Genomic DNA, 17,349 nt, shown 5'->3' with positions numbered 1-17,349 from the left:
GGGGACGGGACGCGGGATGGGATGCGCTGAGCTGACGTGGGGACGACTGGCGAGGGGGGAACGTCAGGGGCGACAGTTCGCGGACGCGCACCGGCAGAGGTCCACGTGCAGGCGCGCCACGAGCGCGAGGCGCTGTGGTGTGGTGGGCGCGGCTGCTTGCTTCATGCGCACGACTTTAACACCCATGCTTTGGGACACTCAAAGCCATACTTTGAGAGGCAGGAGTGCCCTACTGCCCGCAAAACGCAAAGCGCCCCGGTTTCCGGTGAATTCGGAAGCCGGGGCGTGCGGGTGCGTGACGGACGCTACGAGGTCTGGCCCTGGGCCCGCGCCGTGTCGTCGGCGCCGTCCTCCTGGCCGCGGCTGGCCTCCAGGTTGGCCTTCATGCGGTCCACCCGGCCCACGACCTGGACCGAGGCGCGGTCCCGCTCCTTGCGCAGCGCGACGTAGCTGATGGGGGCGGAGATGAGCAGGGAGAGCAGGAGGATCCACATGCCGTTGGAGTCGCCGAGGCCGCGCGGGAACACTCCGGCGTAGACGAGCCCCCAGACGGCCACGAGGCAGCCTGCGAAGATCCCGAGGCGCATCAGCGTGTAGCGGAGCATCTCAATCCACTCTTCCGTTTCTGGCACAAAGAGGCACTGTCCAGTGAAACATGCCGGGCCGTCGATCTTGCAGGGGGGTCGGCCGGCCCTCGGCCGAGGGTCAGCCCAGGGGCAGCAGCATGAAGACGTCGTCCCGGTCGTCGCCGGGGGCGACCCGGATCGCGCCGGGGACGCGGCCGACCTCCTTGTAGCCGCAGGACTCGTAGAACCGCTCCAGGCCGAGCCCGCCGCGGCAGGTGAGGCGTATCGCCTCGATGCCGTCGCAGGTGCGGGCGGCGTCCGCGGCGGCGGCCATCAGGTCCCGGCCGTAGCCCCGGCCCTGGTGGCGCGGGTGGACCATGACCGTGTAGAGCCAGAGCCAGTGCCGCATCAGCCGGTGCGTGTTGAGGGCGAGGAACGCGGTGGCGGCCACCCGGCCCTCCTCGTCGTGTCCGACGAGGAGGCGGGTACGCCCTTCGGTCATGCCAGCCAGGTGCTTGAGCAGCTCGGGGCGGACGTCCTCGCGCGTCACCGGCGGCACGAAGCCCACGGAGCCGCCGGCGTTGGAGACGTCGGTCCACAGGTCGAGGACGCCGTCGCGGAGGTCGGGGGTGACGGCCGGATCGAAAGTAAAGGTAAGGGACACCGAGCCATAGTAGCTATTACGCCAGTGCTCGTGCGGCGACTTTCAGGTCCGAGACCAGCCCCCGGTAGGCCCCCTCCCGGTCGTCGGCCCGCAGCACCGCCGAGGGGTGCACGGTCGGCACCAGCCGCTGCGGGCGCCCGTGGATCTCCTCCTCCAGCACCGTGCCGCGCACCCGGGTGACCCGGAAGGACGAGCCGAGCAGCGCCTTGCCGGCCGTGCCGCCCAGCACGACGATCAGCTCCGGCTCCACCCGGTCCAGCTCGGCGGCCAGCCAGGGACCGCAGGCGGCCGTCTCGCGCAGGGTGGGCGCCTTGTGGATACGGCGCTTGCGGGGCTCGGCCTGCGTGAACTTGAAGTGCTTGACGGCGTTGGTGACGTACGCGTCCGCCGGGTCGAGGCCGGCTTCCGCCAGCGCCCGGTCGAGGAGGTGTCCGGCGGGGCCGACGAAGGGCTTGCCCTGCCGGTCCTCCTGGTCGCCGGGCTGCTCGCCGACGAGCATGACGCGGGCGGACGCCTTGCCGGCGCCGAAGACGGTCTGGGTGGCGTCGCGGTGCAGGGGGCAGCCCCGGCATTCGGCCGCCGCCGCGCGCAGGGCGGGGAGGCCGCCGCGCTTCGGAACGAAGGGTTGTGCCGTGTAGTCGTCCTCGGTGGCCATGGGGTGCGGGTACCCGCCGCGGACGGTTCGAATGGATGCCGTGCGCGGGCCGCGGGTGGCTGTGTCGCGCCCACGCGGCGGAGCCGCACATCGACACAGCCCCGCGCCCCTGAGTCGGTACAGTCCCGGCGCCTCGTAAGCGGGCGCTGAGGGCATGCCGTTCAGGGGCGCGGGGAACTGCGCGAGCAACCACCCACTCACCCGCGCCCGAAGAACAACCGGAAGATCACACCCGCATCGGCTGCGGCGCCTCCCGGCGCGCCGGGTCGGGACCCTCGTACTCCCGGAGGATCTCGTACCGCGTGTTCCGCTCGACCGGCCGGAACCCGGCGTCGCGGATCAGGTCCAGCAGGTCCTCGCGCGTCAGCTTGTTCGGCGTGCCGAAGTCGTCCGCGTCGTGGGTGATCTTGTACTCGACGACCGAGCCGTCCATGTCGTCCGCGCCGTGCTGGAGGGCCAGCTGGGCGGTCTGGACGCCGTGCATGACCCAGAAGACCTTGACGTGCGGGACGTTGTCGAAGAGGAGGCGGGAGACCGCGAAGGTCTTCAGCGCCTCCGCGCCGGTCGCCATCTGCGTCCGCGCCTGGAGGCGGTTCCTGACCTTGCCGTCCTTCATGTCGACGAAGTCGTGCTGGTAGCGCAGCGGGATGAAGACCTGGAAGCCGCCCGTCTCGTCCTGCAGCTCACGCAGGCGCAGCACGTGGTCCACCCGGTGGCGGGGCTCCTCGATGTGGCCGTAGAGCATGGTGCACGGGGTCTTCAGGCCCTTCTCGTGGGCCAGGCGGTGGATGCGGGACCAGTCCTCCCAGTGGGTGCGGTGGTCGACGATGTGCTGCCGCACCTCCCAGTCGAAGATCTCCGCGCCGCCGCCGGTGAGGGACTCCAGACCGGCGTCGATCAGCTCGTCCAGGATGTCGGAGGCGGACATCCCGGAGATGGTCTCGAAGTGGTGGATCTCGGTCGCCGTGAACGCCTTCAGCGAGACGTCGGGCAGCGCGGCCTTCAGCTCCCGCAGCGACCGCGGGTAGTAGCGCCACGGGAGGTTGGGGTGCAGGCCGTTGACGATGTGCAGCTCGGTGAGGTTCTCGCCCTCCATCGCCTTGGCGAGCTTCACCGCCTCCTCGATGCGCATCGTGTACGCGTCCTTCTCCCCCGGCTTGCGCTGGAAGGAGCAGTACGCGCAGGAGGCGGTGCACACGTTGGTCATGTTGAGGTGGCGGTTGACGTTGAAGTGGACGACGTCGCCGTTCTTCCGCGTCCGTACCTCGTGCGCGAGGCCGCCGAGCCAGGCGAGATCGTCCGACTCGTACAGCGCGATGCCGTCCTCGCGGGTCAGCCGCTCACCGGAGCGGACCTTCTGCTCCAGCTCGCGCTTGAGCCCGGCGTCCATGCGATACCTCTTTCTGAGACAGACGGGTAAACCGTACGCCCCGGCCACCGGGGCCCGGTGACTAGACCTCTTCGGGCAGCTCGCCCACCCGGTTCTCCCACTTGGTGGAGAGCACGATGGTGGTACGGGTCCGGGACACGCCCTTGGTGCCCGACAGCCGCCGGATGATGCTCTCCAGGCCGTCCACGTCGGCCGCGCGCACCTTGAGCATGTAGGAGTCGTCACCGGCGATGAACCAGCAGTCCTCGATCTCCCGCAGCTCCTTGAGGCGCTGCGCCACGTCCTCGTGGTCGGCGGCGTCGGAGAGCGAGACGCCGATCAGGGCGGTGACGCCGAGGCCGAGCGAGGCGGCGTCGACGGTGGCCCGGTAGCCGGTGATGACTCCGGCCGCCTCCAGCCGGTTGATGCGGTCGGTGACGCTGGGTCCGGAGAGTCCGACCAGGCGCCCCAGCTCCGCGTAGGAGGCCCGGCCGTTCTCCCTCAGGGCCTGGATGAGCTGCCTGTCCACCGCGTCCATGCGATCGAAGCCTTCCACTGAAGAATTCTGAAGATGTGGGTAACAAACGTGTGGGGGGAGTTGGTGCTCAGCCGGTGGGGCGGGCCCCGCCGAGGCCGCCGCGCCAGCGGCGGTAGAGGTCGTGTCCGACGCCCGCGGCGTCGAGGACGCGTCCGGCGACGAAGTCCACCAGGTCCTGGATGTGCGTCGCCCCCGCGTAGAAGGCCGGCGAGGCGGGCACCACGCTCGCGCCGGCGTCGTCCAGGGTCACCAGGTGCCGCAGGGTCCGGCCGTCCAGGGGGGTCTCCCGTACGGCGACGACGAGCCTGCGGCGCTCCTTGAGGGTCACGCTCGCGGTGCGCTGGAGCAGGTCCTTGGACAGCCCGAGCGCGACACCGGCCACGCAGGCCGTGGACGCGGGCACGATCAGCATGCCCTTCGTCGGGTACGACCCCGAGGACGGCCCGGCCGCGAGGTCGCCCGCGCTCCAGTGCCGTACGCCGGAGACGTCCGGGTCGAAGGTGCCCGGCTTTCCGTCGGCTCCGCGGGCCAGCCACTCGCGCAGGTCCTGCTGCCAGTGGGCGTCGCGGAAGGGGATGCCGGTCTCGTCGAGCAGGGTGAGCCGCGAGGCCCGGCTGACCACCAGGTCGACGCTCTCGCCGGCGGCGAGCAGCGCACGCAGCACGGCGGCGGCGTACGGGGTGCCGGAGGCCCCGGACACCCCCACGATCCAAGGCACGCGCTGCGTCTGTCCTGGCTTCATGATGCCGAGCCTAGTCGCAGGCTCATGCTTTTCAGACCGTGAGGCCCCTTACGAGCAGATCCAGCAGCGCGCACACGAAAAGGGCGATGCCGATGAAGCCGTTGACGCTGAAGAAGGCCCTGTTGAGGCGGGTCAGGTCGGTGGGGCGGACGATGGTGTGCTCGTAGAGGAAGGCGCCCGCGACGATCAGCAGGCCGAGCCAGAAGAAGGCACCCGCGTCGGTGGCGACGGCGTACCAGGCGAACAGGGCCGTGGTGACCGTGTGGCAGGCGCGGGCGCCCCAGATCGCGGCGGGGACGCCGAAGCGGGCCGGGACGGACTTCACGCCGACCTGCCGGTCGGTCGCGACGTCCTGGCAGGCGTAGATCAGGTCGAAGCCGCCGATCCAGATGCCGACCGCGAGGCCGAGGATCACCGCCTCCCAGGACCACTCGCCGGTGATCGCCAGCCAGCCGCCGATCGGGCCCATGGCCTGGGCGAGGCCGAGGATGGCCTGCGGGAAGTTCGTGAACCGCTTGCCGTACGGGTAGACCACCATCGGGATCACCGCGACGGGGGCCAGGGCCAGGCAGAGCGGGTTGAGCAGGGCCGCCGCGCCGAGGAACACGACCAGGGCGATCAGCGCGCCGGTCCAGGCGTGCTTGACCGACATGGCGCCGGTGACCAGTTCGCGGTGGGCGGTGCGCGGGTTCCGGGCGTCGATCTCGCGGTCGATGATCCGGTTGACCGCCATCGCGAAGGTGCGCAGGCCCACCATGGCGACGGTGACCAGGAGCAGCCGGCCCCAGTGGATGTTCTCGTCCCACAGGAACATCGCGGTCAGCGCGGCGATGTAGGCGAAGGGCAGCGCGAACACCGAGTGCTCGATCATCACCAGGCGGAGAAATGCCTTGGTGCGCCCCGGCTGCTGCGGCAGGGCGGCGGAAGCCGACGTCACAGTCCGTACTCCTTCCAGCGGCGGTCGACCTTCGCCGCCGTCTCCGGGTCGGACAGCACCATGTCCGGCCAGCCCCCGTCGCGGGTGTACCCCTCCTCGGGCAGCTTCTTCGTCGCGTCGATGCCCGCCTTGCCGCCCCAGAACTGCTGGTAGGAGGCGTGGTCGAGGTGGTCGACCGGGCCTTCGACGACGGTGAGGTCGCGGCCGTAGTCGGTGTTGCCGAGCGCCCGCCAGGCGACCTCGTGCAGGTCGTGGACGTCGCAGTCGGAGTCGACGACGACGATCAGCTTGGTCAGGGACATCATGTGGGCGCCCCAGATGGCGTGCATCACCTTCTGGGCATGCTTGGGGTACTTCTTGTCGATCGAGACGATCGCGCAGTTGTGGAAGCCGCCGGCCTCGGGGAGGTGGTAGTCCACGATGTCCGGGACGATGATCTTGAGAAGGGGCAGGAAGAAGCGTTCCGTGGCCCGGCCGAGGGGGCCGTCCTCCGTCGGGGGGCGGCCGACCACGATCGACTGGAGCAGCGGGCGTTTCCGCATCGTCACGCAGTCGATCTTCAGGGCGGGGAAGGGTTCCTGCGGGGTGTAGAAGCCGGTGTGGTCGCCGAAGGGGCCCTCGGGGAGCATCTCGCCGGGCTCCAGCCAGCCCTCCAGGACCACCTCCGCCTGCGCGGGGACCTGGAGCGGGACCGTCTTGCAGTCGACCATCTCGATCCGCTTGCCCTGCACGAACCCGGCGAAGAGGTACTCGTCGATGTCGCCGGGGAGCGGGGCGGTGGAGGCGTACGTGACGGCGGGCGGGCAGCCGAAGGCGATGGCGACCGGCAGCCGCTCACCGCGGCGGGCGGCGACCCGGTAGTGGTTGCGGCTGTCCTTGTGGATCTGCCAGTGCATGCCGATGGTGCGCCTGTCGTGGCGCTGGAGCCGGTACAGGCCCAGGTTCCGGATGCCCGTCTCCGGGTCCTTGGTGTGGGTCAGGCCCAGGTTGAAGAAGGAGCCGCCGTCGTCCGGCCAGGTGAAGAGGGCCGGGAGGCGCTCCAGGTCCACGTCGTCGCCGGTGAGGACGACGTCCTGGACGGGCGCGCTGCCCGGCTTCACCTTCTTCGGCGGTACGTGCGTCATCGTGCCGAGCTTCCCGAAGGCCTCGCGCACGCCGACGAAGCCCTGGGGCAGCTCGGGCCGGAGCAGCCCGCCGATCTTGTCCGAGATGTCGGAGTACGACTTGAGGCCGAGGGCCTTGAGCAGGCGGCGGTCGGTGCCGAAGACGTTCATCGCCAGCGGCATGTCGGAGCCCTTCACGTTCTCGAAGAGCAATGCCGGGCCGCCCGCCTTGTTCACCCGGTCGACGATCTCCCCGACCTCCAGGTACGGATCCACCTCGGCCTTGATGCGCTTGAGGTCGCCCTCGCGCTCCAGCGTCCTGAGCAGGGAGCGAAGATCGTCGTAAGCCATGCCGTCCAGTATCCCCGAGCGGCTACCCTGGCCCTGTACCTGGGGGCCGTGACGCGTCCCCACCCCCTCGCTTGAGCTGGAGAAGCCCATGCTCCGGGTGCTGATGTTCCTCGTTCCACTGGCCCTGAGCGTCTATGCGTTCATCGACTGCATCAGCACGAAGGACGCGGACATCCGCCACATGCCCAAGCCGCTGTGGGCGATCCTCGTGCTCCTCTTCCCGCTGGTCGGCTCGATCTCCTGGATCATCGCCGGGAAGAAGCGGCAGCCCGCCGGCTCCTCGCCCCGGCAGGGCGGCGGCGGGCGGCGGCAGTGGGTGGCGCCGGACGACAACCCCGAGTTCCTGAAGTCCCTGGAGAAGGACGACGAGAGGGACAAGGACGGGGACAAGGACTAGGGCTAGGACTAGGGCTAGGACCTGGTCCAGCTCTGGGCCGCCGAGCCGGAGCACGCCCGCCGCATGATCATGCCGCTCGGGGAGGCGTGCTCCAGACACAGGTCGTGGCTCGTGAGGACCACGGTGCCGCCCGAACCGAGACGCCACTCCTGGGCATCGTCCGCGCCGCAGGCCGCGCTGTGCATCGAGCCGTAGCCGGACAGGCAGGTGCCGGACGCCTGGTGGACGATCCGGTACGTGCCGGACGAGACGCCCCGCAGGCTCCAGCGGGCCGTCGCGGCACCGCAGCCACCGCCGGAGACCGTGCCGTAGGAAGAGCCGGCGGAGGCGACGAGGCACTGGTCGCTCGACGCGTTGAGCAGGGTGAAGCCGCCCGACGAGGGGGCCTTGGTCCCGGTTCCCGTGCCGGAGGAGGAGTCGCCACCGCCACCACCCCCGCTGCCGCTGCCGCTGCCGCCGTCCGAGTCGACGGCGCCCGGGCCTGCTCCGGCACCCGTGTCCCGACCGTCGTCGCCCTCGCCGTCCTTGCCGTCCTTGCCGTCTTCCGCGTCCGCCGCCCCGGGGGCGGTCGCCGACCCCTTTTCCTCCGGCTTCGCCTTCTTCGAGGAGGAGGCACTGGTGGACGGCGACGGCTTCGCGGACCCGTCGGCGGTTCCCGACGGTGTCGTGGTGGCGGAGACCGTGACGGACGCGGAGGGTCCGGCTTCCGCGGCGTCGCCGGAGTCCGTGACGTGGGGCAGGAGCTGGAAGGCGAGGGTGCCGCCCGCGACGACGGCCACGACGGGGACGAAGACGGGAACGATGCGGTTGCGGCGGCGCTCTGTGCGGGACTTCTCGGGTTTGTGCCCCACGACCGGCTCGGGCGCCTGTTCCGGTTTCGGGTCCGGTGCCGTCGCGGGTGCCGGCGGCGGGAGGTCGCCCGGCTCCGGTGTGCGTGCCGCGAAGGCGGCCCGTTCGGTGAGCCGTTCGGTGACGGCCTCCGGCCACAGCGGCGGCTCGTACGGTCCGTGCCGCTCGGCGCGTTCGACGAGTTCGGCGGCGGTGGGCCGGCCCTCGTGGTCCTTGTCCAGGCAGGACGCGACGACGTCGGCGAGTTCGGGATCCAGGTCCCGCAGTGGCTGCAGGTCGGGCTCCTCGTGCACGATGCGGTACAGCACCGCGTGCCCGGACTCGTCGCCGAAGGGCGGGCGGCCGGAGGCCGCGTACGCGATCACCGAGCCCAGAGCGAAGACGTCGACGACGCCGCTGGACGCCCGCTTCCCGGAGGCCTGCTCGGGCGACATGTAGGCGGGGGTGCCCACCACCATGCCGGTCCTGGTCAACTGGCTCTGGTCGGCGGCCCGGGCGACGCCGAAGTCGATGAGGGTGAGTCCGTCCAGGGTCAGCATCACGTTGGACGGCTTGAGGTCCCGGTGGACCATGTCCATCGCGTGCACCGCCGCGAGTCCGGTGGCGGCCTCCCGCAGGGCGAGCCACAACGCCTCGGCGGGCAGCGGCCCGTGCAGGTCGACGGCCTCGCGCAGGGTGAGGCCGGGGACGTAGGCGGTGGCGAACCACGGCGGCCGGGCCTCCCGGTCCCCCGCGAGCAGCGGCGCCGTCGCCTCCTCGGGCAGCCGGGCGAGGTTGTCCAGTTCGTGCCCGAAACGGCGCAGGAAGTCCTCGTCCTCCCCGGCGACCGACGGCAGTACCTGCTTGACGGCCGCGTACCGGCCCTCGTGGACGCCGAGGTAGACGCGGCCCATGCCGCCGGTCCCGAGCCTGCCCAGCAGCGGGATCGGTCCGATCCGGCGCGGGTCCTCGTCCTCCAACGGCTCGGCACCACTGCCCGTGAGGCCGGATCCGGCTTCCCCGCTCAACTCTCTCCCCGTTCGCCGGCGCCGCGTGCTCCGTGCGGGTGCCGCGGCCACTCATCGGAAGCTACATCTTTAGCACGAGAGCCCCAACTACCGCTCCGCAGAACGCCGATGAACTCCCGTCAGCCGGGTCACGCGAGTTTCGCGATCCGCGCCGGAGCGAGCGCCCGGTCGAAGGCCCGTACGTCACGGATGACGCCGGGGAAGAAGTCCCGGGCCTGCCCGTCGAAGGAGGCCCGGCCGATCATGAAGGCGCCGGTGGCGGGCGCGGGGCCGGTGTCCTCGACGACCGCCTCCTGGGCGCCGTTGACGTACAGGTGCAGCTTGCGGGCCGGGCCGTCGCAGACGCCGGTCAGGTGGGTCCAGACGTGCGCGGCGGGAGCGGTACGGCCGACGGCGCGCAGGCCGGGGCGGGCGAAGGCCCAGCCCTGGTCCTCGCTGGAGTACTGGAGGTAGAAGCCGCTGGCGTCGGCGCTGTCCTGGCTGACGGCGGTGGCGAAGACGCCGGGCAGGACGGAGAGGCGGACCCAGGCGGCGACGGTGAAGCTGGCGCCCGCGCCGGTTTTCAGCACCGGACCGGCGGTCACGATCTGGCTGCCGGTCCCGTCGAAGGCGGCGCCGGCCCCGGCGCCCTGCCAGGCGACACCGGTCACGATGCCGTCGTGCCCGCCCGCGGTGTCCCGCGCGACCTTCCCGGAGGCCTCGTCCAGGGGCCAGAGCCCGACCAGGCCCGGGGGCGGGGAGGGCGCGGAAGAGGGCGACGGCGACGGTGCGGAACCGTCCGCCGGGCCCGGGTCGGCCGGGCGGTTGAGCCAGAATCCGGTCCCCACCCCGAGGGCGGCGAGCGCGCCCGCGCCGGAGAGCAGGAAGGCCCGTCGGCTCCGGCGGCCGCCGTCCCCGGTCGCCGTCGGGCGTACGTCCGCCGGTGCGGGCGCCGGCGGGTACGCCTGCGGACGTGCGGTGTCGACGCGGGTGTGCGGATGCGCCGGGGGTGCCGCGGCCGGCGGGACGATCTGGGTGGGCGCGGCGTCCGCGTGGGTCGGCCGGACGGCCGGCGTCCACTGCTGGGCGTGCGGCAGGGCCGTCGCGCTCTCGCCGCCCAGCGGGCCGATGCGGGCGAGGATCTCGCGCGGTGCGGGACGGTGGGCCGGGTCCTTGGCGAGGCAGTCGGCGATCAGGGAGCGCAGGGCCGGGTCGGCGACGGCGGCGACGTCCGGGGCGTTGTGCACGACGCGGTAGAGCAGCGCGGGTGTCGGTCCGGCGCCGAAGGGGCCCGCGCCGGTCGCCGCGAAGGCCAGCACCGCGCCGAGGCAGAACACATCGCTGGCCCAGGTGACCTCGTCGCCGTTGACCTGCTCCGGGGACATGAAGCCCGGGGAGCCCGCCATGTGCCCGCTGCCGGTGAGGGAGTCGGCGTCGACGCTGCGGACGATGCCGAAGTCGATGACGCGCGGCCCGTCCTCGGCGAGCAGCACGTTGGAGGGCTTGAGGTCGCGGTGGACGAGGTGCGCGGCGTGGATCGACACCAGCGCCTCGGCGAGTCCCGCGGCCAGCGTGAGTACGGCCTGCGGGTCGAACGGCCCCCGCTCGGCCACCGCCTGTTCCAGCGACGGCCCGGCGATGTAGCTGGTGACCAGCCAGGGCAGCGGCGCGTCCGGGTCGGCGTCGACGACGGGCGCGGTGAAGGCGCCGCTGACCATCCTGGCCGCCTGGACCTCGCGCCGGAAGCGGTCGCGGAACTCGGGTCGGCGCAGCAGCTCGGCGTGCACCACCTTGACGGCGACGAGCCGCCCGCCCGGGGACCGGCCGAGGAAGACCCGGCCCATGCCGCCCGCACCCAGCCGGCTCAGCAGCCGGTACTCCCCCACGGAGCGCGGGTCGTCCGGCTCCAGCGCTGACACAGATCCCTCCCGGCGTGCGGTTCCTCGCCCCTGCGGGCGGGTCCAGCATAGGGGGGCCGTCAGCGGGCGGCGTCGGCGAACTTCTCGACGGCGGCCGGGGTGACCGGGGTGAAGAAGTTGACCAGGTTGCCGTCGGGGTCGCGGAAGAGGAGCGCGCGGTTGCCCCAGGGCATGGTGGTGGGTTCCTTGACGAACTCGCTCACTAGGCCGGTGAGGTTCCGGTGCACGGCGTCCACGTCGTCGACGAGGAACTCGATGATCACGCTGCGGTTGTCGGCGGGGTGGGCGGAGCCGGGGGCGAAGAGCGGCACGGTGCGGGTACTGCCGATCGCGAGCGTCCCGGACGGGGTGCGCAGTTCCGCGAAGTCCTCGGTGGCCCAGGTCGCGCGCAGGCCGGTGGCGCGCTCGTAGAAGCCGACGAGACGGGCGACGTCGTCGGTGATGACGCGGAGCGAGACGAGATTCACGGGTCGCACGGGGTGCCTCCTGGGGGTCGATCAGTGCCTACGACCTCACGCTAGGAGCAATACCGGTCACAATCCGGCCAGTATCGGCGGCAGACTTGGGGCATGTCGCGTCCCGTCTCCCGTGTGCTGACCCTGCTCGAACTGCTCCAGGCGGGCGGTGTGCGGTCCGTGGCCGAACTGGCCGAGCGGCTCGGCGTCGGCGAGCGCACGGTGCGCCGGTACGTCGACCACCTCGTCGACCTCGACGTCCCCGTGGAGTCGGTACGCGGCCGCTACGGCGGCTACCGGCTGGCCCCCGGCCACCGCATGCCCCCGCTGATGCTGACCGACGACGAGGCGCTGGCCGTACTGCTGGGTCTGGTCGCCGGCCGGCGGACGGGGGTCACGGCGGCGGCGGGCACGGCGGGCGAGACGGCGGCGGCGAAGGTCCGGCGGGTGCTGCCGGAGCGGCTGCGCCACCGCCTGGACGCGGTGCTCGACTCGCTCACGTTCACGACCGCGCCGGCCGGGTCCGCCGCCCCGGAGGCCGCCGTCCTGCTCCCGGTCGCCGACGCGGTGCGCCATCACCGTCCGCTGGCGATCCGCTACACCGGCGGGCGCGGTGGGAGCGGCGAACGCACCGTGTACCCGTACGGGCTCGTCGCGCACGCAGGGCGGTGGTACGTGACGGGCCGGGACCTCTTGGTCGGGGCGGAGCGGACGTTCCGCCTGGACCGCATCGACGGCGCGCGGGTCCTGCCCGGCACCTTCGAACCGCCGCCGGGGCCCGGTCCGGCGGAGCGCGTGCTGACGGCGCTGGCCACCGCGCCCTACCGGCACGAGGTGACGGTGCGGGTCCGGGGGACGGCCGAGGAGATCCGCGCCCTGCTGCCGGGCAGCGTGGCCGTCGTCGCCGATGCGGACGGCGAGGGCGAGGGCGGCGACGACGACGAGAGATGGTGCCGGGTCGAGATCCGGGCCGAACGCCTCGACTGGCTGCCGGGCCTTCTCGCGTCGCTGGACCGCCCGTTCGTCATCGAGCGGCCGGACGAGCTGCGCGGTCTCGTCGCGGACCTCGCGAGCCGTCTCATGGACGCGGCCCGGGGCACTCCGCCACCGCGCGACTGACGGCGGACGACCGACGGCGGACGGCGGACGACCGACGGCGGAGGGTGGACGGCGGACGGCGGGTCACAGCCGGGTCGTGGCGAGCCAGGCGGTGATTGCGGCGGTGAGCAGGAGACTGAGGTTGAGGGCGACCTGCCGGTCCCCGAGACGCAGGTGGACCCCGGTGGCGCCGATCTGCAGGACCACGAACCCGGCCGCCGCGGCCAGGGCCAGCCCGGGCGCGACGCCGGTCAGCGGCGGGAGGACCAGCCCGGCCGCGCCGAGCAGCTCGACCACGCCGATGGCGCGGACGGCGGGCATCGGCACGCTGTCCACCCAGGCCATCATCGGCCGCAGCGCGTCCCGGCCGCGCACCACCTTCACCGCGCCCCCGTAGAGGTAGAAGGCGGCGAGGAGACCGGCGACGATCCAGTACGCGACGTTCACGACCCGGTCCCCCGGGCCGGCGCGTACAGGGGGGCGAAGTCGGTGGCGGGCTCGGTCGCGTAGCGGCTCATCGTCCCGAGGCTCTCCTCCCGAGTCGGGGTGCGGCCGCCGGCGTACAGCTCCTCCAGGTCGCGGAAGTACTGGACGTACAGGTCGGGGGTGAACGTGCTGAGCATGCGGGCCGGTTCGCCGGTGGCGTTGGCGAAGGTGTGCGGCGCGCCGGGCGGGACCATCACGAGGGTGCCCGCCGTCGCGTCGATGTCCTCGTCCCCCACCGTGAACCGCACCGTGCCGGAGATGACGTAGAAGCCCTCGTCGTGCCGGGCGTGGCGGTGCTGGGGCGGCCCGGGGGTGTACGGGGCGAGTACGGACTCGGCCATGCCGAGGCGGTGGCCCGTGTGGCTGCCGTCCTCCAGGACGCGCATGCGGGTGGTGCCGAGGAGGATCGTCTCGCCGTCTCCCGGGCCGACCACCGACACGGCGGGGTCCGCGACCGCCTCGGTGTTCTCGGTGCTCTCGTTGGTTTCGCTGTTCTCGCTGTTCCGCGGTTCGTCGCTCATGCCTCGATTCCACCGCCGGGGCACCGGCAGCGTCCAAGACCCGTTCCGCACCCTCGATACCGCGCGGGTATCGTCGCAGGATGGACCGGGTGAACCGGATGGACCGGCTTGACCTGCGGACGCTGCGCTACTTCGTGGCGGTCGCCGAGGAACTCCACTTCGGCCGGGCGGCCGTCCGGCTGCACATGAGCCAGCCGCCGCTGAGCCGGGCGATCAGGGCGCTGGAGACGGAACTCGGCGCCACTCTGTTCCACCGCACCTCCGCGGGCGTCACCCTCACCGGGGCCGGTGCGGTGCTGCTCGACGAGGCGCGCGCCCTGCTCGACCGGGCCGAACGCATACCCGCCCGCGTGGCGGCCGCGGCCGGTGCCGCGACCCTCACCGTCGGCATCCTCGGCGACAGCACCGACCCGGACGTGGTCCGGCTGGCGGACGCCTACCGCCGGCGCCACCCGCACGTCGAGGTCACCGTCCGCGAGACCGACCTGACCGACCCCACCTGCGGGCTGCACGCCGGTTTGGTCGACGTGGCCCTCACCCGCGGCCCCTTCGATCCGACCGGCCTGACCACGCGGGCGTTGCGCGCCGACCCGGTGGGTGCCCTGCTGCGCGCCGACGATCCGCTGGCCGGCCGGGCGAGCCTGACACCGGCCGAGCTGGCCGACCGCCGCTGGTTCCGCTTCCCGGAGGGCACCGACCCGCTGTGGCAGGCGTACTGGAACGGCGGCGAGCCGCGGCCCGGGCCGGTGGTGCGCACCGTACGGGAGTGTCAGCAGGTCGTGCTGTGGAACGGCACGGTCGGCATGACCCTCGCCGACCACCTGCCCGCGGAGGGGCTCACCGTGGTCCCGCTGACGGGTCTGCCGCCGAGCCCCGTGGTGGTGGCCTGGCCCCGGACCGACCCGAACCCGCTGATCCGCTCGTTCGTCCGGCTCGCGGTCGCGGTGTACGACGCTCCCTAGGTCCGCGTCCAGCGTTGCGAGGCCGTTCCCGACCGGCAGGGCTGCGAGGAGACCCCGCCGCCGAAGGCCAGGTCGAGGCAGCCGTCGTTGAAGACATTCGTCAGGCTGCCCCCGGAGCCGGGACGCCACAGGTGGGCGTTGCCGAAGGAGCCGCAGTCGACGGTGGAGACGGCCTGGCCCATCATGTTCGCGCCCAGACAGGCACCCGTGGACGTGTTGACGACCTTGACCGCGCCGTCCGCCGCGCTCCGGAAGCTCCAGGTCGCGGTCGAGCTGCCGCAGGAGCCGTCGTCGGCGGCGCCGTAAACCTGGGTGAGGCACTTGCCGTTCTCGCCGTTCTTCAGGGCGAACGTGCCCGAGGAGGGCGTGTCGGTGTCTCCGGATCCGTCACCGGACGACGAGCCACCCGCCCCGGACGATCCGCCGGAACCGGACGAGTCTTGAGCATCACCGGAATCGCTGCCCGAGCCACTGCCCGAGCCTGCGTCACCGGCACCCGTGCCGGTGCCGGCCGCCCGTTCCGCTCCCCCGCCGCCGTCGCCCTCCCCCGGGCCTTCGCCGCTCGCGCCGTCCTTGCCGTCGCGGCCGTCCTTCCCGTCCTCGGCGTCCTTGCCGGCCCTGTTGTCCGACGGCGACGGACTCGGGGTCGGCCGGTCCTGCGCCGACGCCGAGGCCGGGGCCGAGGCCGTCGGGTCAAGGGCCGCGGAGACGGACGGGGACGGCGCGGTGCCCGCCTCCGCCTTGTCGTGGGCGGCGTAGGGCAGGAGCTGGATGGCGAGGGTCGCTCCCGTCGCCAGCACGATCGGGACGACGCCGACGAGGATCCGGGTCCGGCGCCGGTTCCCACGCCGCCCGGACTCGTCGCTCCTCGCGTCCGTCGCCAGGGGCTCCGGAGCGGGCAGGTCCGCCGCTCGGGGTAACTGCTCGACGAACGCGGCTCGTTCGGCCAGCACCTCGGCCACGGCCCGCGGCCACGGCGGCGGCTCGTACGGCCCGTGCCGCTCGGCCGTCCCGAGCAGTTCGGCGGCGGTCGGACGGCCCTCGTAGTCCTTGTCCAGGCAGGACGCGACGACATCGGCGAGTTCGGGGTCCAGGTCCTTGAGAGGCCCGAGGTCGGGCTCCGCCGTCAGGATGCGGTGCAGCACCGGCAACGCCGAATCGTCCCCGAACGGCGCGTGCCCCGACGCCGCGTACGCCAGCACCCCGCCCAGCGCGAAGACGTCGACCGCCCCACTGGGCGTCCGGCTGCCCGACGCCTGCTCCGGCGACATGTAGGCCGGCGTCCCCACGACCTTGTCCACCGACGTCAACTGGCTCTGGTCGGCGGCCCGGGCCACCCCGAAGTCGATGACCGTCAGGCCCTCCACCGTCAGCATCAGGTTCGACGGCTTCAGATCCCGGTGCACCATCTCCAGCGCATGCACCGCCACCAGCGCCTTCGCGGCTTCCCGCAGGATGAGCCACAGCGCCCGGGCGGGCAGCGGCCCGCCGTGGGTGGCCAGCGCCTGGGACAGGGTGATGCCCGGCACGTACGCGGTGGCGAACCACGGCGGGCCTGCCTCGCGGTCCCCCGCCAGCAGGGGCGCGGTCACTCCCTCGGGCAGCCGGGCTAGGTTGTCCAGCTCGTGCCCGAAGCGGCGCAGGAAGCCCTTGTCCTCGGCGGCGACGGAGGGCAGCACCTGCTTGACGGCCGCGTACCGGCCCTCGTGGACGCCGAGATACACGCGGCCCATGCCGCCGGCGCCGAGGCGTCCGATCAGCGGGATCGGCCCGATCCACCGCGGGTCCCCGTCCCCCAGCGGCTCCGCCCCGCTGCCGTCCAGCTCCAACACGTCAGCCCCGTCTCCCCGTTGTTCCGACCAACGGGGACCCGCGGCCCGCCCGCTCCCCTCCGAAGTCCGGGCGGACTCGCGCGTCCCGCAGGGGACAGTCTGAGTCAGAGAGGCCTAGGATTGGAAGAAGCTTCTAGAAAATTGTTCTAGAAACAGTAGTGAGAACCACCGTGCGAAGACCCTGACGAGAGCGCCTGCCCATGAGCCCCAAACAGCACCGCGGCGAGGTCACCTCCGACCTCCTCCTGGACGCCGCGCTCCGCCTCTACACGGAGTCGGGCGAACAGGGCGTCACCGTCACCGCCGTCACCCGCACCAGCGGGGTCAGCCTCGGCAGCCTGTACCACCACTTCGGCAGCCTCGACGGCCTGCTCACCGCACTCACCGAGCGCTGGACCGGACGGCTCCTCGAACAGCTGGTCACCGCGCTGACCAGTACCGAGACCGCCCGCGAGGGAATCCGGGCCGTCGTCGGGGCCTATCTGGCCTTCGTCCGCGACCACCCCGGCGCGGCGCTCCTCGTACACTCCCCGAGCGCCGACCGGCGCCTGATGGCGCGGGGCCGGGAGATGCGGGACGCGCAGCAGCCGGCCGTCTCGGCGATGGCCGGGTGGATCCAGCCCCGCATCGACGCCGGCGAAATCGCCCCGCTGCCCATGCCGTTGCTGGAAACCCTGGTTCTGGGCCCGGTCGTGGCCGTCGCCCGGCGCCGCCTGTCCGGGGTCCGGGACGTCGACCTGGACGAGGCCGCGCGCATCCTGCCGGAGCGGATCTGGCGGTCGGTCAGCGCGGACGGGGCATAGGGGCCGCGCGGGGCGGCGGGGCTGTCCCCCGACGGAGCTACGGGCAGGTGTCCACCGCGGGGTGACGATCCGGGGCCGGTGGATCCATAGAGTTTTCATCAGTCGCCGAGCACAAC

At 72.5% G+C, this 17,349-nt stretch carries 19 protein-coding genes; 4 read left to right on the top strand and 15 right to left on the bottom strand.

What is annotated here, in order from left to right:
• Positions 1-63 precede the first annotated feature (63 nt).
• The 9 genes from C4J65_RS37195 to C4J65_RS19590 form a co-directional block, all read right to left on the bottom strand.
• Positions 64-165, bottom strand: coding sequence for a putative leader peptide (locus tag C4J65_RS37195; RefSeq protein ID WP_309546884.1), 102 nt, complete (start codon positions 163-165; stop codon positions 64-66).
• A 140-nt stretch (positions 166-305) separates the two neighbouring features.
• Positions 306-605, bottom strand: coding sequence for a DUF4229 domain-containing protein (locus C4J65_RS19625; protein WP_115743579.1), 300 nt, complete (start codon positions 603-605; stop codon positions 306-308).
• A 100-nt stretch (positions 606-705) separates the two neighbouring features.
• Positions 706-1,230, bottom strand: coding sequence for a GNAT family N-acetyltransferase (locus C4J65_RS19620; protein ID WP_115743578.1), 525 nt, complete (start codon positions 1,228-1,230; stop codon positions 706-708).
• Positions 1,231-1,246: 16 nt separating this feature from the next.
• On the bottom strand, positions 1,247-1,885 hold the full coding sequence (locus C4J65_RS19615) for a UdgX family uracil-DNA binding protein (RefSeq protein WP_115743577.1): 639 nt from the start codon (positions 1,883-1,885) through the stop codon (positions 1,247-1,249).
• A 226-nt stretch (positions 1,886-2,111) separates the two neighbouring features.
• Complete coding sequence (gene mqnE / locus C4J65_RS19610) at positions 2,112-3,275, bottom strand: aminofutalosine synthase MqnE (RefSeq protein WP_007443789.1); 1,164 nt, start codon at positions 3,273-3,275, stop codon at positions 2,112-2,114.
• Positions 3,276-3,336: 61 nt separating this feature from the next.
• Positions 3,337-3,792, bottom strand: a complete 456-nt coding sequence (locus tag C4J65_RS19605; protein ID WP_030401669.1) for an Lrp/AsnC family transcriptional regulator — start codon at positions 3,790-3,792, stop codon at positions 3,337-3,339.
• Between the two features lie 67 nt (positions 3,793-3,859).
• The gene (locus C4J65_RS19600; protein ID WP_115743576.1) at positions 3,860-4,510 is read right to left on the bottom strand and encodes a UbiX family flavin prenyltransferase; all 651 of its coding nucleotides are present in this window, start codon (positions 4,508-4,510) and stop codon (positions 3,860-3,862) included.
• 55 nt (positions 4,511-4,565) lie between these two features.
• Positions 4,566-5,471, bottom strand: coding sequence for a menaquinone biosynthesis prenyltransferase MqnP (gene mqnP / locus C4J65_RS19595; protein WP_115743575.1), 906 nt, complete (start codon positions 5,469-5,471; stop codon positions 4,566-4,568).
• Positions 5,468-6,925 (bottom strand): menaquinone biosynthesis decarboxylase, encoded by a 1,458-nt coding sequence (locus C4J65_RS19590; RefSeq protein WP_115743574.1) that lies wholly within the window; start codon positions 6,923-6,925, stop codon positions 5,468-5,470. Before C4J65_RS19590 ends, mqnP begins: the two co-directional genes overlap by 4 nt.
• A gap of 88 nt (positions 6,926-7,013) precedes the next feature.
• On the opposite strand from C4J65_RS19590, the gene C4J65_RS19585 reads away from it, so the two are divergent.
• Positions 7,014-7,322, top strand: a complete 309-nt coding sequence (locus C4J65_RS19585; RefSeq protein WP_115743573.1) for a PLD nuclease N-terminal domain-containing protein — start codon at positions 7,014-7,016, stop codon at positions 7,320-7,322.
• A gap of 14 nt (positions 7,323-7,336) precedes the next feature.
• On the opposite strand, the gene C4J65_RS19580 is transcribed toward C4J65_RS19585, so the two are convergent.
• The 3 genes from C4J65_RS19580 to C4J65_RS19570 form a co-directional block, all read right to left on the bottom strand.
• A complete protein-coding gene (locus tag C4J65_RS19580) occupies positions 7,337-9,178 on the bottom strand; it encodes a serine/threonine protein kinase (protein WP_115743572.1) in 1,842 nt (613 codons plus the stop codon).
• 128 nt (positions 9,179-9,306) lie between these two features.
• Positions 9,307-11,076: a LamG-like jellyroll fold domain-containing protein gene (locus C4J65_RS19575; RefSeq protein ID WP_115743571.1), complete on the bottom strand. Its 1,770-nt coding sequence runs from the start codon at positions 11,074-11,076 to the stop codon at positions 9,307-9,309.
• A gap of 59 nt (positions 11,077-11,135) precedes the next feature.
• Positions 11,136-11,543, bottom strand: coding sequence for a VOC family protein (locus C4J65_RS19570; protein WP_115743570.1), 408 nt, complete (start codon positions 11,541-11,543; stop codon positions 11,136-11,138).
• A gap of 102 nt (positions 11,544-11,645) precedes the next feature.
• On the opposite strand from C4J65_RS19570, the gene C4J65_RS19565 reads away from it, so the two are divergent.
• Positions 11,646-12,650: a YafY family protein gene (locus tag C4J65_RS19565; protein ID WP_115743569.1), complete on the top strand. Its 1,005-nt coding sequence runs from the start codon at positions 11,646-11,648 to the stop codon at positions 12,648-12,650.
• A 63-nt stretch (positions 12,651-12,713) separates the two neighbouring features.
• Here the strand turns inward: C4J65_RS19565 and C4J65_RS19560 are convergent, their stop codons facing one another.
• Together C4J65_RS19560 and C4J65_RS19555 are read right to left on the bottom strand one after the other, a co-directional pair.
• The gene (locus tag C4J65_RS19560; protein ID WP_115743568.1) at positions 12,714-13,076 is read right to left on the bottom strand and encodes a DoxX family protein; all 363 of its coding nucleotides are present in this window, start codon (positions 13,074-13,076) and stop codon (positions 12,714-12,716) included.
• Positions 13,073-13,636, bottom strand: coding sequence for a cupin domain-containing protein (locus C4J65_RS19555; RefSeq protein ID WP_240330463.1), 564 nt, complete (start codon positions 13,634-13,636; stop codon positions 13,073-13,075). Before C4J65_RS19555 ends, C4J65_RS19560 begins: the two co-directional genes overlap by 4 nt.
• A gap of 80 nt (positions 13,637-13,716) precedes the next feature.
• On the opposite strand from C4J65_RS19555, the gene C4J65_RS19550 reads away from it, so the two are divergent.
• On the top strand, positions 13,717-14,598 hold the full coding sequence (locus C4J65_RS19550; RefSeq protein WP_240330462.1) for a LysR substrate-binding domain-containing protein: 882 nt from the start codon (positions 13,717-13,719) through the stop codon (positions 14,596-14,598).
• Here the strand turns inward: C4J65_RS19550 and C4J65_RS19545 are convergent.
• Positions 14,595-16,430, bottom strand: a complete 1,836-nt coding sequence (locus tag C4J65_RS19545) for a serine/threonine-protein kinase (protein ID WP_115743566.1) — start codon at positions 16,428-16,430, stop codon at positions 14,595-14,597. The genes C4J65_RS19550 and C4J65_RS19545 overlap by 4 nt on opposite strands.
• Before the next feature lie 200 nt (positions 16,431-16,630).
• On the opposite strand from C4J65_RS19545, the gene C4J65_RS19540 reads away from it, so the two are divergent.
• On the top strand, positions 16,631-17,233 hold the full coding sequence (locus C4J65_RS19540; protein WP_115743565.1) for a TetR/AcrR family transcriptional regulator: 603 nt from the start codon (positions 16,631-16,633) through the stop codon (positions 17,231-17,233).
• Positions 17,234-17,349 lie beyond the last annotated feature (116 nt).

The sequence above is a fragment of the Streptomyces sp. CB09001 genome, assembly GCF_003369795.1.
Classification (GTDB): Bacteria; Actinomycetota; Actinomycetes; order Streptomycetales; family Streptomycetaceae; genus Streptomyces.
Note: the sequence above shows the minus strand (reverse complement) of the source record. Positions and strands in the feature narration are given on the sequence as shown.

Excerpts from the sequence above, each read along its gene's own strand:
- C4J65_RS19565 (WP_115743569.1), top strand. The coding sequence starts at position 11,646 with ATGTCGCGTCCCGTCTCCCGTGTGCTGACCCTGCTCGAACTGCTCCAG.
- C4J65_RS19590 (WP_115743574.1), bottom strand. The coding sequence starts at position 6,925 with ATGGCTTACGACGATCTTCGCTCCCTGCTCAGGACGCTGGAGCGCGAG.
- C4J65_RS19625 (WP_115743579.1), bottom strand. The coding sequence starts at position 605 with ATGCTCCGCTACACGCTGATGCGCCTCGGGATCTTCGCAGGCTGCCTC.
- C4J65_RS19550 (WP_240330462.1), top strand. The coding sequence starts at position 13,717 with ATGGACCGGGTGAACCGGATGGACCGGCTTGACCTGCGGACGCTGCGC.
- mqnE (WP_007443789.1), bottom strand. The coding sequence starts at position 3,275 with ATGGACGCCGGGCTCAAGCGCGAGCTGGAGCAGAAGGTCCGCTCCGGT.
- C4J65_RS37195 (WP_309546884.1), bottom strand. The coding sequence starts at position 165 with ATGAAGCAAGCAGCCGCGCCCACCACACCACAGCGCCTCGCGCTCGTG.
- C4J65_RS19605 (WP_030401669.1), bottom strand. The coding sequence starts at position 3,792 with ATGGACGCGGTGGACAGGCAGCTCATCCAGGCCCTGAGGGAGAACGGC.
- C4J65_RS19585 (WP_115743573.1), top strand. The coding sequence starts at position 7,014 with ATGCTCCGGGTGCTGATGTTCCTCGTTCCACTGGCCCTGAGCGTCTAT.
- C4J65_RS19540 (WP_115743565.1), top strand. The coding sequence starts at position 16,631 with ATGAGCCCCAAACAGCACCGCGGCGAGGTCACCTCCGACCTCCTCCTG.
- C4J65_RS19615 (WP_115743577.1), bottom strand. The coding sequence starts at position 1,885 with ATGGCCACCGAGGACGACTACACGGCACAACCCTTCGTTCCGAAGCGC.
- C4J65_RS19555 (WP_240330463.1), bottom strand. The coding sequence starts at position 13,636 with ATGAGCGACGAACCGCGGAACAGCGAGAACAGCGAAACCAACGAGAGC.